This is a genomic window from Rhodopseudomonas sp. G2_2311 (assembly GCF_047501505.1).
Classification (GTDB): domain Bacteria; phylum Pseudomonadota; class Alphaproteobacteria; order Rhizobiales; family Xanthobacteraceae; genus Rhodopseudomonas; species Rhodopseudomonas palustris_H.
In genome coordinates this window covers 242,480-257,406 of sequence record NZ_JAZDRK010000003.1, presented here as the reverse complement: position 1 = coordinate 257,406, position 14,927 = coordinate 242,480, and the positions used below count along the sequence as shown (strand labels likewise).

The window sequence follows — 14,927 nt, the reverse complement described above, 5'->3', positions numbered from 1 at the left end:
AGCCTGGCCTCGACGATAGAGTGACGCGCAATTGGCGTCATTGCGCAACCACGACATCGCATGTTTTAAACCGGCCAAATTCACTGTCGTAGCGAGCCCCCGTGGATCGGACTCTCCGAGGAGATTGGTCGTCGTATGTCGATGAGGTCCCGCGCGACCTCGTCGCGGCGAGTGGTTTCGGCAGCCTCGAAAGCATCGAGCAATCCAAGCGGCACCGTCACGACAAGGCGCAGCTGCTGTATTCCGCCAGAGGCGTCATCAACTGCGAGGTCGAAGACGGCGTCTGGATCGTGCCGCCGCAATGCGCCATCTGGATTCCCAGCGGTCTGCCGCATGCGGCCTTCGGCTCCGGCGAGGTGGAGTGCATCTGCCTTTTCGTCGCGCCGGATGCGGCCGCGGGCCGGCCGGTCACATGTTGCACGATCGCGATTTCGGATCTCCTGAGGCATCTGCTGATCAGAGCCAGCGAGTTGCCGGAGCGCTACGACGTCGACGGCCCAGACGGCCGCATCGTTGCGGTGATTCTCGATGAGCTCGCCAAAGCTCCCGTCGAGCAGCTCTGCCTTCCGATCCCCTCCGATCCCCGGCTGAAGCAACTCGCCGAGTTGATGGTGTCATCGCCGGCGGACCATGCGACCGTTGCGGAATGGGCCGGCCGGGTCGCGCTCAGCGAGCGCAGCCTCAGCCGCATGTTGATGGACGAGATCGGCATGAGTTTCGGCCACTGGCGCCGCCAGCTCCACGTCATCCTCGCGCTGCGGCGGCTGAGCGCGGGCGAGACGGTCCAGACCGTCGCTCTCGACCTTGGCTACGAGAGCGCCAGCAGTTTCGTGACGATGTTTCGCAAGATGGTCGGCAAGCCGCCGATCCGCTATCTCGTGGAACGGCAGACAAGCGTTTCTCTTCGGAGCTCAGACCCGCCCAAACCACGCCTAAGCCGGCATACGCGCATCGCGGTGTCCCACGCCCGCCCCTCTCGGTGACTGCCAATCGCGCGCGTTGAGTGAGCAGCCCGATCAAAACCCCGTCCGCAGTAATGGCAAAACTGCTGTCACTGCCTGGTCCCATTGGAATCCGAAAAGCCTATGGAAATCGATGCCTTCTATACGTTCACGATCGCCGTCATCCTGCTTTTGACCGGCAAGATCGCGACGCTGAACGCGCCGCTGCTGCGCAAATACTCCATTCCCGAGCCGGTCATCGGCGGCTTCCTGTGCACAGCGGTGGTTGCGCTCAGCTACACGCTTTTCGATCGGCCGGTCACCTTCGATCTCGCGATGCGCGACTTTCTGCTGCTGTTGTTTTTTGCCGGCATCGGACTGAAGGCCGAGGTCAAGATGCTTCTGGCCGGCGGCCGACCGCTGGTCATCCTGCTGTCGCTCGCTGTCGTCCTCATGCTGATCCAGAACTTCGCCGGCATGGGCATGGCTTCGCTGTTCGGACTCGAAGCCAAGGCCGGACTGATGGTGGGCTCGATCTCGCTGACCGGTGGCATCGGCACGACGCTCGCCTGGGCACCGACATTCACCGAGCGGCTCGGCATCAGCAACGCCATGGAATTGGGTGTCGCGGCTAACACGGTCGGGCTGATCGCGGCCTGCATGATCGGCGGCCCCGTGGCCGCCTTCCTGATGAAGCGTCACAGTGTCGCCGCCACCGACGACCCTGAACTCTCTATCGGCGTTTCCAATGACGGCCGTCAGCCCAAGCTCGACTACTTCTGCATCCTTTGGGCTGTGCTGGCTTTGAACCTCGCCATTATCCTCGGGCTCGGCATTCATGATGCGCTGACACGCACAGGCCTGAACCTGCCCGCCTTCGTGAGCTGCCTGATGGCCGGAATCCTGATCCGCAACCTCATGCCCATCGCCGTGAGCTCGCGCGTGCAGAAGCTTTGGCCCGGCGTGGACGACGGGCTGGCGCTGGTATCAGACCTCGCCCTCGGCCTGTTCCTGACCATGGCGCTCATGGGGCTCCAGCTCTGGCAACTCAATGGCGTCTTCACGTTCGTCGCCTCGGCCCTTGTCGTGCAGATCATCCTGGCCGTCATCTTCACCATATCGATCGTGTTCCGCTTCATGGGGAAGGACTACGAGGCAGTGGTGATCTCGGCAGGCTTCGGCGGAATCGCGCTGGGCTCGACGGCCACCGCCATTGCCAACATGACAGCGGTCACCCAGCAATACGGCGCCGCCCACCGCGCCTTTGTCGTCGTGCCGCTGGTGTGCGGCTTCTTCATCGACATCGTCAACGCCCTGATCATTTCCGCCTTTGTCGGTTGATCGGGCGGGGCATCACGGTTCGGGCATCCTTTGTGGATCTTTTTTTGGCGACGATCCGAGCGGCTTCGAGCAAACCATGGTGAGCTTCAGGCCGAAAGAACTGCCTACAAAATGCGCCTCATGGCCGAACGCGACGTCAGCGACGGCACGATCCCGGAGGCCGGAGATGTCTAGCGGCTCACCAAGCTGCTGGGCAGGCCGCTGCACACGTATCGGAACTTCGCGGCGGCGATGCTGCGGACGGGGTGAGCGGGCGGAGATAGCCGGCACTGCTTGCTCCGGTCCGGGTATCCCGACCAGAGCTTAGATCTCTGCCTTCAAATTCCTGAAGGCGTCCTCGATGTACTTGGCGAGCGGACGCTTGCCACCGTGTTCGAGCCATCGATCGACGCCAAGCCGCAGGGCGCCGATCGAGACCATGGCGACCAACCGCAAGCCGTCGCGGCGATCCTTCTTTGGCCAGATCTCGAACAGCGCGTCGGCAACACCTTGCTCGAATGTCTGATATCGGCTCTGAGCGCGAGTACCCAAGAACTCGCTGCCTGACACCAGCCCCGCGGTCGCAATCGTTTTGCGATCGCCAAACTTGGACGCGAGCTTGAGCAACGCGGTGCAAACCACATCGATGGGCTCGCCAGCCGATGAGCTCTGGAGCACAGCCGCCCTCAGTTCGTCCGTGCGTCGGCCAAGATATGCGGTGAGAATGTCGTCCTTGCTCGCGAAATAGTAGAAGAAGGTTCTGCGGGAGATGCCGGCGGCCTCGGCGATCTCATCCAGCGTCGTCGCATCAAAGCCCTTGTTGAGAAACAGCTCGAGCGCGGCGTCGGAGATGCGCTGCAAGGTCTCGCGCCGCTTTCGCTCGCGAAGGCCTTCCGGCTTCTCGGAAACGTCCTGTTTTGTCTGCAGCTCTTTCATGAGCGCCTTTTCCCATCAATGGCGCTCGAAGTAAAATTACACCTGAGTGCAATATTTTCACAAAACGGCCGCACTTTTAAATTACACCCGAGTGCAATTATTCACGCATCTCGGAAACCATCCTTATGCCCCCTCCCGCGCCGTCCCTTCGCCGTTCGGCTGACTTCACCTGTTGCACGGCGGTGGTTCTGTCGGGATTGATGTCGGGATGCGCCACCGCCCCCCTGAACCGTGCCGGATCGCTCCACGGCTATGCCGATCTCAAGCCGTCGGACGGGCTCGTGACCCGCTCACTCCTGAAGGTGAGCCGGGAAGACGTACTTGCAGCAAAGACGGTGCGGATTGTTCCGACGGCGTTTCCGGACCCCGACGGTCGCGGGCCGCTCACGGCGACACAGCGCAGACTCGTCACGAATGCCGCCGACAGGACACTCTGTTATGGTTTGAGTGAGCGTTTTCGGGTCGTGAGCGCAGCGGAGCCGGCCGATCTCACCGTGCGAGCCGTCATCACCCACGTCACACCAACCAACACCGTGGCAGTCGGCCTCTCCAAAGGCGCGTTCGTGGCCAAAACAGTGCTTCTTCCCGGCGTCCCCTTCCCCATTCCGCGCATCCCGATCGGCCTCGGCAGCCTGTCGCTCGAGGCCGAAGCGACCGACGACCGCGGCAACCAAAAGGCTGCGATGGTCTGGGGCCGCGGCGCCACAGCGCTCGATCCGGGTCGGGTGGCCGAGGAAGGCGACGCCTATGGTCTCGCGGCATCGTTCGGTGACGATTTCAGCAAGATGCTCGTGATCGGGAAGACGCCGTTCGGTGGCCTCCCTTCAGCTCCGTCGGCCAACGCGCTGATGGCTGCCCTCGGCGCTGCACCCAAATATCCAGCCTGCGAAGCTTTCGGAAGGTTGCCCGGCGTCGTCGGCCTGCTCGGAGACGGCATCGGCCTGCCGCCCGGCTGGACAGACCAGGGAGGCAAACAAAATCCTCCCCCGCCGACACTCGCTAACCGCGACGCAGCAGCAACCCAATAACGATTCGTTGCCGCCATCGTGCTCAGCACCGTGAGAAATTAGAGGTGACCCGACCCATCAACACCGAATACTCATCCTATGGGTCGATAAAATCATTCCCACTCAATCGTCCCCGGCGGCTTGCTCGTGACGTCGTACACCACGCGATTGACGCCCTTCACTTCGTTGATGATCCGCGTCGCGGTGGCGCCGAGGAAGGACATTTCAAACTGATAGAAGTCGGCGGTCATGCCGTCGGTGGACGTTACGGCGCGCAGGCCGACGACGTACTCATAGGTGCGGCCGTCGCCCATCACGCCGACAGTGCGGACCGGGAGCAGCACGGCGAACGCCTGCCAGATGTCGTCGTAGAGGCCGGCCTTGCGGATCTGGTCGATATACACCGCGTCCGCGTTGCGCAGAATCTCGAGCTTCTCTTCGGTGATCTCGCCGGGGCACCGGATCGCGAGGCCGGGGCCCGGGAACGGATGGCGGCCGACGAACACGTCGGGCAGCCCGAGCTCGCGCCCCAATGCGCGGACTTCGTCCTTGAATAGCTCGCGCAGCGGCTCGACCAGCTTCATGTTCATGCGGGCGGGCAAGCCGCCGACGTTGTGATGCGACTTGATCGTCACCGACGGACCGCCGGTGAACGATACGCTCTCGATCACGTCCGGGTACAGCGTGCCCTGCGCGAGGAAGTCGGCGCCGCCGACGCGTCTGGCCTCGGCTTCGAACACGTCGATGAACAGCTTGCCGATAGTCTTGCGCTTCTGCTCCGGATCGGTGACGCCCTTCAACGCGCCGAGGAAGGTCTCCGACGCATCCACGTGCACCAGCGGGATGTTGTAGTGGTGGCGGAACAGGTCGACGACGGTCTTGCCCTCGTCCTTACGCAGCAGGCCATGGTCGACGAACACGCAAGTGAGCTGATCGCCGATCGCTTCGTGGATCAGCACCGCCGCCACCGCGGAGTCGACGCCGCCGGACAGGCCGCAGATCACCTTGCCGCTGCCGACCTGGGTGCGGATCTTCTCGATCGCTTCCTCGCGGAAGGCGCGCATCGTCCAGTCGCCGGTCAGCCCTGCGACCTTGCGGACGAAGTTGCGCAGCAGCTTGGCGCCGTCGGGCGTGTGCACCACCTCGGGGTGGAACTGCATCGCGTAGAACTTGCGGGTGTCGTCGGCGATCACCGAGATCGGCGAACCCGGCGCCTGCGCCACCGCGCGAAAGCCCTCGGGCAACTTGGTGACGCGGTCGCCATGGCTCATCCAGACGTCGTATTTGCCGCCCTTCTGCCAGACGCCGTCGAACAGCGCGCAGTCATCGGTGATCTCGATCTGGGCGCGGCCGAATTCGCGGTGGTGGCCGCCCTCGACGGTGCCGCCGAGCTGCTTGGCCAGGGTCTGCTCGCCGTAGCAGATGCCGAGCACCGGCACGCCGGCCTCCAGGATCGCCATCGGGGCGCTGGGGGCGTTGTCGTCCAGCACCGACGCCGGACCGCCGGACAGGATCACGGCTTTCGGCTTCATCTCGGCGAAGGCGGCCTCCGCCTTCTGGAACGGCACGATCTCGGAATACACGCCCTCCTCGCGGACGCGGCGGGCGATCAGCTGGGTGACCTGCGAGCCGAAGTCGACGATCAGGATCTTCTCGTGGATCGCAGCGACGTGCGGCGAGGTGTCGGCGCCAGAGGGGACGACGGACGAAGCGGAGGATGTGCTGGGGGCTGTCATGGGCAGCAGATACGCGACCGCGGCGCGGCTCGCAACGGGGAAAACAGGATGAGCGGCAGCCTCCCCTGACCTCTCCCCATGCACAGCGCAACCTCTCCCCGCCGGCGGGGAGAGGTCGGCCCGGCGGAGCGCAGCGAAGCCGGGTCGGGTGAGGGGGCGCCTCCGCAAGGCCGAGACTCAGTGCCCGCAGCGCCCCTCACCCCAACCCTCTCCCCGCAAGGGCGGGGCGAGGGAGCGCACTGTACCTGGGGCGCCCTCACCCCAGCCCTCTCCCGCGCGCGGGAGAGGGAGCGCGCCGTGCTTGGGGCGGTCGCGGATTCGAAAACGAAAGCGCTGCGCCCTGCCCGGTTCAGGCTTCGCGCTTCAGCACGCTGACGAAAAACCCGTCGGTGCCGGTGCGGCGCGGGGTCATCAGCAGGCCTTCTGGGGAGGTCCAGGCGGCGGCCAGGAAAAGCTCGGCCTTGTCCCACAGCGCGGCCGCAACCTCGGCCGGCGGGATCACGGCAAACTCTGGATGGGCGGCGGTGAACGCCTGGATCTGGCCGGTATTTTCGGGCGCCAGCACCGAGCAGGTGACATAGGCGATCCGCCCGCCCGGCTTCACCAGCCGCGCGGCGCGGCCGAGCACCTCGGCCTGGTCCTTGAGCCGGATCTCCAGCGCGCCGGGGCGCATCCGCCATTTCGCGTCGGGGTTGCGGCGCCAGGTGCCGGTACCGGTGCACGGCGCGTCGACCAGCACCAGATCGGCGCTGCCCTTGATGTCGGCCAGCGGATCGGCGTCGCCCTTCGGCGCCCTCACCTCGGCATTGTGGACGCCGGCGCGCGACAGCCGCTCGTGGATCGGGGCGAGCTGGCGCTTGTCGGCGTCGGTGGCGATCAGCCGGCCCTTGCCCTGCATCATCGCCGCCAGCGCCAGGGTCTTGCCGCCTGCCCCGGCGCACAGGTCGATCACCTGCTCGCCCGGCTTGGCGGCGGAAAACAGCGCGGCGAGCTGCGAGCCCTCGTCCTGGACCTCGACCGCGCCCTTGATGAAATCCGGCTCGGCCTGCACGCCGGGATTGCGGGCGTCGGCCGGCAACTCGATCCGCAGCCCCCACGGCGACCACGGCGACGCCTTGGCGCGCAGATGCGCCAGCGAGGCCAGCACCTTGTCGCGCGAGGCTTTCAGGGTGTTGACGCGCAGATCGAGCGGCGCCCGGCTGGCCATCGCCGCCGCCTCGGCGACGCGGGCCTCGCCGAACATCTCGGCAAGCGCGCCGTCGAGCCATTCCGGATAGTCGCCGGCGATATGCGGCGGCGCGCCGTCCAACGTCCGCGTCGACAGCGCGGCGTGTTCGACGTCGCTGAGAGGCTCCGGCGCGAACCGGCTGCCGTCGCACAGCGCCGCGATCGCCTCCGCCGTCATGCCGCGCTCCAGCTTCAGCATGCCGAGCACCCGCGCCCGGGCGGTATCGGAATCCATGATGAACGCGCTCGACGCCCGTCGGCGCAACACGTCCCACACCAGCCCGGCGATCGCAGATCGGTCACCGGAGCCGGCATAGCGATGCGCGGTCCCCCATTCCTTCAGCGCCTTGGCCGCGGGAATGCGCTGGCTGTCGATGGTGGCAATCAGGTCGATGGCTGCGGACAGCCGTGCGGCGGGGGTCATGCGGAGCTTTCAATCAGGGTCAGGGCGCGCAACGCGCCGAGCGGCGTCACAACAGGACGATCCGCTCAAGGGCGGTATCGGTCCGACGCTTTCAGGCTCCCGCTATAGCTGCCGCCCCCGCCGATGACAATCGAACCACCGCAACGCAGAGTCCCGGCGACGCCGGGGCTCCGCTGCGGCGCTTGCGATCAGGCCCGCTCCGGCCCGACGCGGACCAGCTGCTTACCGAAATTGGCGCCCTTGAGCAGGCCCATGAATGCCTCCGGTGCGTTCTGCAGCCCATCGGTGATGTGCTCGCGATACTTGACCTTGCCGTCCCGCACCCAGCCGGACATCTCGCGCAGGAACTCCTGACGCCGGCCGGCGAAATCGCTGACGATGAAGCCGCGGATGGTGAGCCGCTTGGTCAGCACGTGGCGCATCAGCGCGGTCGCCCATTTCGGCGTCGGCGGGGTTTCGAACGCATTGTACTGCGCGATCAGTCCACACACCGGCATGCGGGCGAAGGCGTTGAACAGCGGAAACACCGCCTCGAATACTTCGCCGCCGACGTTCTCGAAGTACACGTCGATGCCGTTCGGACACGCCGCCTTCAGCTTCGCGGCGAGATCGGGATCGCGGTGATCGAGGCAGTCGTCGAATCCGAGCTCCTGTTTGACGTAGTCGCACTTGTCTTTGCCGCCGGCGATGCCGATCGCGCGTGCCCCCTTCACCTTGGCGATCTGGCCCACGGCAGAGCCGACCGCGCCCGAGGCCGCCGCGACCACGACAGTCTCGCCTTCCTTCGGCTGGCCGATGTCCAAAAGGCCGGTATAGGCGGTCATCCCCGGCATGCCGAGCACCCCGACCGCGGTCGAGATCGGGCCGAGCGACGGATCGATCTTGCGCAGCGGCTTGGCGTCGGCGACCGCATGCGTCGCCCAGCCCGAATGCGCCAGCACGATGTCACCCTTGGCAAAAGCCGGGCTCTTGCTATCGATCACTTCGCAGACCGTGCCGCCCTCCATCACGCCGCCAACCGGCACCGGTTGCGCGTAGGACGGACCATCACTCATGCGGCCGCGCATATAAGGATCGAGCGACAGCCAGATCGTGCGGAGCAATACCTGCCCCTCGCCGGGCGCCGGAACGTCGAACTCTTCGAGGCGGAAATTCTGCGGCGTCGGCTCGCCGACCGGACGCGACGCGAGCACGATACGCTGACCCTTGGGCATTTTGTTTCCTTTTTTGATGTTCGTTGGTCGTCAGGGCCGCGACTGTAAGCGCCCCCACCGCATTCGCCAACTGCGTCAGGCCGCGCAGACAGCCTGTCGCTCGTCATTCCGGGGCGCGCGAAGCGCGAACCCGGAATCTCGCAGTTCGGCGTACCTCAGAGACGGCGACGATCTCCAGATTCCGGGTTCGCGCGTTTTACGCGCGCCCCGGAATGACTGTGGAGAAGTTGTTACTTAAAGTCAGCCGCCTCACACCCCGCCCGGATAGTTCGGGCTTTCGCGGGTGATGGTGACGTCGTGGACGTGGCTTTCGCGCAGGCCCGCGCCGGTGATGCGGACGAATTGCGCCTTGGTGTGGAATTCGCCAAGGTCCTTGGCGCCGACATAGCCCATCGCTGCGCGCAGGCCGCCGGCGAGCTGATGCACGACGTTGCCGACCGGGCCCTTGTACGGCACCTGGCCTTCGATGCCTTCCGGCACCAGCTTCAGCGTGTCCTTGATGTCCTGCTGGAAGTAACGATCGGCCGAGCCGCGCGCCATCGCGCCGACCGAGCCCATGCCGCGATACGCCTTGTAGGAGCGGCCCTGCCACAGGAACACTTCGCCGGGAGTCTCGTCCGTGCCGGCGAGCAGCGAGCCGACCATGGCGATATCGGCGCCGGCAGCGAGCGCCTTGGCGAGGTCGCCCGAGTACTTGATGCCGCCGTCGGCGATCACCGGCACGTCGGCCTTCTTGCATGCCTCGACCGCGTCCATGATTGCGGTGAGCTGCGGCACGCCGACGCCGGCGACGATGCGCGTCGTGCAGATCGAACCCGGACCGATGCCGACCTTGACCGCGTCGGCGCCGGAATCGATCAGCGCCTGAGCGCCGTCGCGGGTGGCGATGTTGCCGGCGATCACCTGAACCTCATTGGAGATCCGCTTGATGCGGGTGACCGCGTCGAGCACACGGGCCGAATGGCCGTGCGCGGTGTCGACCACGACAACGTCGACGCCAGCTTCGATCAGCCGCTCGGTACGCTCATAACCGCCCTCGCCCACGGTGGTCGCGGCGGCGACGCGGAGCCGGCCCTGCGCATCCTTCGACGCCAGCGGATGCGCGACCGCCTTCTCCATGTCCTTGACGGTGATCAGGCCAACGCAGCGATATTGCTCGTCGACCACCAGCAGCTTCTCGATGCGGTGCTGATGCAGCAGCTTCTTGGCCTCGCCCTGGCTGACGCCCTCACGCACGGTGACGAGATTCTCGTGCGTCATCAGCTCCGAGACCTTCTGGGACGGATCGGTGGCGAAGCGCACGTCGCGATTGGTCAGGATGCCCACCAGCTTGCCGGGGCCGTGGCCCTGGGCGCCGGTGACCACCGGAATGCCGGAGAAGCCGTACTGATTCATCAGCGCTAGCGCGTCGGCCAGCTTGGCGTCCGGGCTGATGGTGAGCGGGTTGACCACCATGCCGGACTCGAACTTCTTGACCTGGCGGACCTGCGCGGCCTGCCCTTCCGGATCGAAGTTACGATGGATCACACCGATGCCGCCGGCCTGCGCCATCGCGATGGCCATCCGGGCTTCGGTGACCGTGTCCATCGCCGAGGCAATGATCGGGATGTTGAGCGGGATCGCGCGGGTGATGCGCGAGCGGATGTCGACCTCGGACGGCAGCACGTCCGACAGGCCGGGCTTCAGCAGCACGTCGTCGAAGGTGAGAGCTTCGATAAATTGCGGGGATGCGCTCACTGACGCCATGGCCAACTCCGTTCAGCGGCGCCGAAGGCCGCGCTCGATTTTGCGGGGACGGGAGGCACGTTCGGCGCCGCTGGGTGCGGCACCGTCGAATCGAGCCCGTCGGTAGGGTTGGCGGTGGTCGATAGCATGGGGATATGACGAATCAAAGAGGCAAGCACGACAGCCCCGCCCCGCTCCCCAAGCATTCCTCAAGGGCCCGCCGGCGAGCCGGAAATCAACGCAATTTCAGGGATTTCGCTGACGGCATCGCGGGCCGAGCGGAGCACCCGGCGGTCCTCTTCGGGTACCGCGGCGAGGTCGCCGTCCTCAAAGAATCCAATCGCCCGCAACGGCAGAGCGGGATCGCGGCCGAACATCTTCGAAAAGCCTGCCAACGAACGGGGCAACGATTCGCCCGACGCCAGTAACGCCGCGATGTCCCGATAATCCTTGGCTTCGGCCCGGTCCAAGATCGCCTTCAGCTTGGTTGCCAGCAAATCCTGGCGCGACGCAACCCGCATCACACGGTCAGCGGTCAGCAACGGCGGGGCGAGCCTGCCGAAGTTGAGGCCGCCGAAGAATGACAACTTGACCGCACCGGCCGGCATCGCCACCCGAACCACCAGCGTATCCTTGGCTTCCTGGACGATGTCGGAATTGGGAAGTCGATCGAGGGCGGCGCCCACCTGATGCTTGTCGAGAGGCTCGGAACGGAAAAAGTCGAAATCGACCGAAACGCGATGGCCGAGATGCAGCGCGACCGCGGTCCCGCCATAGAGCACGAAGTTCAGGCCGGAGCTGAATCCGAGCAGCGGCCAAATCTGTCGCTGGGCTTCCGGCAGCACCTCAAGGCACGGCTCAAACGTCTCCGGCATCGAACTTTCTCTGCGGCGGGATGTCCGGGATCGACCGGCCGGTCGCCCGCTGCAGGCGACCCCGCCAGAACTCCCAGGAGCGCGGATCGATCCAACCCGGCTGCGCCGCCAGCATCACTTCGACCAGCGCGTCGGGACCCAGCACTGTCTCCAGCCTCCGCACCTCATCGAAATTGGCGAAGCTCATCGCCTGTGCCAGGATGCGGGCCTCCGTGCGCGGCGCGGCGTCGACAGCCTCCCACCAGAAATACTTCCGCTCCAGCGCGGCCGCAAAATCAGGAGACATCCGAAGGGCGACGGTCATTATGGCAGATTAGCACGGAACCGCTGATTTTGCGACGTTTCCCTTTGCCCGTGAGTCGCCTTGCCCCTGCCACGCTCAGCGCCGATAGCCCGGCGGCAGACCGTGTTCGCGGATCGCCTCCACGACCTCGCGGTGCATGCGCTTTTCGCGCTCCATCCGCACGGCAATCAGCGCGTGCAGCGATGGGATCACCAGCAGCGGGTGGAAGATCAGTCCGAGCACGATGCACACCACCAGCAGCACGAGGTTGAACACCGCCGACAGCGGCTGGCCGTTGAACAACAAGCCGAGCGGCGGCAGGAACGCGGCGAGCAGATAGATCATCGGCCAGTCTCCGTCGCGGAACCGATCGAGGCGCCGCTCATCGTCATTATCGGCAGCACATCCGAAAGCGTTTCCGCCGTGAGGAATGTGCTCCGGTCACGGAGGATTTAGGTAACCGCGCAAGCTCCGCAATAGCCGGGGCCGCGACACGGTGCTACAGCCCGGGCGCCCTCCTCTGGTCGAAATCTCCGATGAACAAAGATCGAGTTATTCCGCTGATCGTGGCTGCCGCGCTGTTCATGGAGAACATGGACGCGACGGTGATCGCGACTTCGCTGCCGGCGATCGCCGCCGACATCGGCACCTCGCCGCTGACGCTGAAGCTGGCGATCACCTCGTATCTTTTGTCGCTGGCGGTGTTCATTCCGGCGTCGGGCTGGACAGCGGACCGGTTCGGCGCGCGCACGGTGTTCTCGATCGCGATCGCGGTGTTCATGGTCGGCTCGATCGGCTGCGCGCTGTCGAGCTCGATCCATCACTTCGTCATCGCCCGCATCATCCAGGGGATCGGGGGGGCGATGATGACTCCTGTTGGGCGGTTGGTGCTGCTGCGCTCGATCGAAAAAAGCGCGCTGGTCGGGGCGATGGCCTGGGTCACGGTACCGGCGCTGATCGGGCCGGTGATCGGGCCGCCGCTCGGCGGCTTCATCACCACTTACTTCTCCTGGCACTGGATCTTCCTGATCAACATCCCGATCGGTCTGATCGGGATCGCGATGGCGCAGCGCTTCATCGATCCCATCCAGGGCGAACGCCCAGAGCGGTTCGACCTGACGGGCCTGGTCCTCGCCGGCATCGGCGTCGCCGGTATCGCCTTCGGCCTGTCGGTCGCCGGCCTCGGCCTGCTGCACTGGAGCGTGGTGGTCGGGCTGATCGGCGTCGGCGCGATCGCGATGACGTTGTACGTATTCCACGCCCGCAGAGTGACGGCGCCGGTGCTGGATTTCTCGCTGCTGCGCCTGACGACGCTGCGCTCCAGCCTGATCGGCGGCTTTCTGTTTCGGCTCGGCATCGGCGCACTGCCGTTCCTGCTGCCGCTGCTGATGCAGATCGGCTTCGGGCTGTCGCCGTTTCAATCCGGTCTCGTCACCTTCGCCTCCGCGGCCGGCGCGATCGGGATGAAGACGCTGGCCGCGCGGATCATCCGCGCGTTCGGGTTCCGCAACATCATGACGGTGAACGCCGTGGTCAGCTCGGTGTTTCTCGCCGCCTGCGCACTGTTCGCACCGGGCACGCCGCTCTTGCTGATCATGATTATCCTGGTGGTCGGCGGCTTCTTCCGATCGCTGCAGTTCACCTCGATCAATACCGTCGCCTATGCCGAGGTCGAGCAGGCCCAGATGAGCCGCGCCACCACCCTGCTCAGCGTCGGCCAGCAGCTTGCGTTGTCGGCAGGTGTTGCAGTCGGTGCATTCTCGGTGGAAGCGACGATGGCGCTCCGCGGCGTCACCACGCTCGGCGCGGCCGACTTCGCCCCCGCCTTTATCGTGGTGGCGGTGCCCGCCGCGCTGTCAGCGCTGTTCTTCTGGCAGATGCCGAGCGATGCCGGCCACGAGATCTCGGGGCGCAAGGCGATCGAGATTTCGAGCAAGAAGGCCGGCGCCAAAGCCGCGACCAAGGCCGCGTCCGAACAGACCCAGGACGCCCGCGACCAGCGGTTTGGCTAAGTAAGGTTGTGTCGATCAGCCGAAACGGTCGCCACCGGACTGGGCACCGTCGTCCTGGCGGACAGCCAGCCGCAGCACGTCGTTGCAGATCGGGCAGCGATAATGCGGCACATCGAACGACGCGTTGGCGTGCTCGATCTCGATCAGCTCCCGATCGACACCGCAGGCTCTGCACATCGGCGTAGGAATCTCCATTGGTCCCCCCCCGATTCGCCCGATGGATGCCGCTAAGCCTATGGGAACTACGAGGAAGTGCTCTGTAGAAAGCTACCTTTACCAACAATTAACCAGATGAATTCGCTAGTTTAAAGCGCGACTAAGTTGCACTCTCGCACGGCAAGGCGCCAAGCGAGCGGCGTCACTCCAGTTCGCCGCCAGCCGTTGCGTCACGCGCCGCACCGCCACGAAAGCCGGTCGCCAGCAGGTAGCGCTCGGACGAGTCCTTGCGGCTCGCCGCCGGCTTGACGTGCTTCACGCTGGCATAATCGCGCTTCAGCTCGGCCATCAGCGCCGCATCGGCGCCGCTCTGAAACACCTTGGCGAGAAACGCCCCCCCCGGCTTCAACACTTCGGCCGCGAACATCGCCGCGGTCTCGACCAGGCCGACGATGCGAAGCTGGTCGGTCTTGCGATGGCCGGTGGTGTTGGCGGCCATGTCGCTCATCACCAGATCGGCGCCGCCGCCAAGCATGTCCCGCAACCGGCCCGGCGCCGAGGGATCGAGAAAATCGAGCTGCGCGAAGGTGACCCCGGGAACCTCGCCCATCTCCAACAAGTCGATCGCCACCACTTTACCGCGGCCGTCGGCGGCCCCGACTTTCTTGGCCGCAACCTGGCTCCAACCGCCGGGTGCGGCGCCGAGGTCGACCACCGCCATGCCGGGCTTGAGCAGCCGGAACTTGTCGTCGATCTCGGTCAGCTTGTAGGCGGCGCGCGAACGGTAGCCGTCGCGCTTGGCCTGCGCCACGTAAGGGTCATTGAGCTGGCGCTCCAGCCACAGCTTGGACGACAGCTTCATCCGCCCGCCGCTTTTGACGGTGACGCGCATTCGTCCGGTGGTGTCCTTGGCCATGGCTTCGCTTACGATCGAGGGATAAGGCCGCTGCTTACCAGACGGGCCCGGAAAAACCAGTGCGGAACCAGCGCCATCCTGCCGCCATCGCGGATGCGTGCCAGGATGCCGCGGCGTTTCGAGGCTTGCGGCATGATCAAGATCAAGACATCGAT

At 65.5% G+C, this 14,927-nt stretch carries 14 protein-coding genes; 4 read left to right on the top strand and 10 right to left on the bottom strand.

The window, feature by feature from the left end:
• Window positions 1-101: 101 nt before the first annotated feature.
• Together VRZ08_RS06630 and gltS are read left to right on the top strand one after the other, a co-directional pair.
• Window positions 102-983, top strand: coding sequence for an AraC family transcriptional regulator (locus VRZ08_RS06630; RefSeq protein WP_414532038.1), 882 nt, complete (start codon window positions 102-104; stop codon window positions 981-983).
• Between the two features lie 102 nt (window positions 984-1,085).
• Window positions 1,086-2,282 carry a sodium/glutamate symporter gene (gene gltS / locus VRZ08_RS06625; RefSeq protein ID WP_414532037.1) on the top strand — a complete coding sequence of 399 codons (1,197 nt, stop codon included), beginning with the start codon at window positions 1,086-1,088 and terminating at the stop codon, window positions 2,280-2,282.
• A gap of 303 nt (window positions 2,283-2,585) precedes the next feature.
• Here the strand turns inward: gltS and VRZ08_RS06620 are convergent, their stop codons facing one another.
• Window positions 2,586-3,197: a TetR family transcriptional regulator gene (locus VRZ08_RS06620; protein ID WP_107355357.1), complete on the bottom strand. Its 612-nt coding sequence runs from the start codon at window positions 3,195-3,197 to the stop codon at window positions 2,586-2,588.
• A gap of 125 nt (window positions 3,198-3,322) precedes the next feature.
• Between VRZ08_RS06620 and VRZ08_RS06615 the strand changes: the two genes are divergently transcribed.
• The gene (locus VRZ08_RS06615; protein ID WP_013502947.1) at window positions 3,323-4,225 is read left to right on the top strand and encodes a DUF3313 domain-containing protein; all 903 of its coding nucleotides are present in this window, start codon (window positions 3,323-3,325) and stop codon (window positions 4,223-4,225) included.
• A 92-nt stretch (window positions 4,226-4,317) separates the two neighbouring features.
• On the opposite strand, the gene guaA is transcribed toward VRZ08_RS06615, so the two are convergent.
• From guaA to VRZ08_RS06580, 7 genes are all read right to left on the bottom strand, one after another.
• Entirely contained in the window at window positions 4,318-5,940 is a 1,623-nt protein-coding gene (guaA, locus tag VRZ08_RS06610; RefSeq protein WP_414532036.1) for a glutamine-hydrolyzing GMP synthase, read from the bottom strand.
• Window positions 5,941-6,289: 349 nt separating this feature from the next.
• A complete protein-coding gene (locus VRZ08_RS06605; protein ID WP_414532035.1) occupies window positions 6,290-7,591 on the bottom strand; it encodes an RsmB/NOP family class I SAM-dependent RNA methyltransferase in 1,302 nt (433 codons plus the stop codon).
• Between the two features lie 188 nt (window positions 7,592-7,779).
• Window positions 7,780-8,805 carry an NADP-dependent oxidoreductase gene (locus VRZ08_RS06600; RefSeq protein ID WP_414532034.1) on the bottom strand — a complete coding sequence of 342 codons (1,026 nt, stop codon included), beginning with the start codon at window positions 8,803-8,805 and terminating at the stop codon, window positions 7,780-7,782.
• A gap of 249 nt (window positions 8,806-9,054) precedes the next feature.
• A complete protein-coding gene (gene guaB / locus VRZ08_RS06595) occupies window positions 9,055-10,551 on the bottom strand; it encodes an IMP dehydrogenase (RefSeq protein WP_230767380.1) in 1,497 nt (498 codons plus the stop codon).
• Between the two features lie 188 nt (window positions 10,552-10,739).
• Window positions 10,740-11,405: a nucleotidyl transferase AbiEii/AbiGii toxin family protein gene (locus VRZ08_RS06590; protein ID WP_414532033.1), complete on the bottom strand. Its 666-nt coding sequence runs from the start codon at window positions 11,403-11,405 to the stop codon at window positions 10,740-10,742.
• Window positions 11,389-11,709 carry a hypothetical protein gene (locus tag VRZ08_RS06585; protein ID WP_414532032.1) on the bottom strand — a complete coding sequence of 107 codons (321 nt, stop codon included), beginning with the start codon at window positions 11,707-11,709 and terminating at the stop codon, window positions 11,389-11,391. Before VRZ08_RS06585 ends, VRZ08_RS06590 begins: the two co-directional genes overlap by 17 nt.
• Window positions 11,710-11,784: 75 nt before the next feature.
• Complete coding sequence (locus VRZ08_RS06580) at window positions 11,785-12,033, bottom strand: hypothetical protein (RefSeq protein ID WP_164601932.1); 249 nt, start codon at window positions 12,031-12,033, stop codon at window positions 11,785-11,787.
• A 191-nt stretch (window positions 12,034-12,224) separates the two neighbouring features.
• On the opposite strand from VRZ08_RS06580, the gene VRZ08_RS06575 reads away from it, so the two are divergent.
• Window positions 12,225-13,700, top strand: coding sequence for an MFS transporter (locus VRZ08_RS06575; RefSeq protein WP_264076452.1), 1,476 nt, complete (start codon window positions 12,225-12,227; stop codon window positions 13,698-13,700).
• A 15-nt stretch (window positions 13,701-13,715) separates the two neighbouring features.
• On the opposite strand, the gene VRZ08_RS06570 is transcribed toward VRZ08_RS06575, so the two are convergent.
• On the bottom strand, window positions 13,716-13,895 hold the full coding sequence (locus VRZ08_RS06570) for a hypothetical protein (protein ID WP_012495747.1): 180 nt from the start codon (window positions 13,893-13,895) through the stop codon (window positions 13,716-13,718).
• Window positions 13,896-14,058: 163 nt separating this feature from the next.
• A complete protein-coding gene (locus VRZ08_RS06565) occupies window positions 14,059-14,772 on the bottom strand; it encodes an RlmE family RNA methyltransferase (protein ID WP_414532031.1) in 714 nt (237 codons plus the stop codon).
• Between the last annotated feature and the right edge of the window lie 155 nt (window positions 14,773-14,927).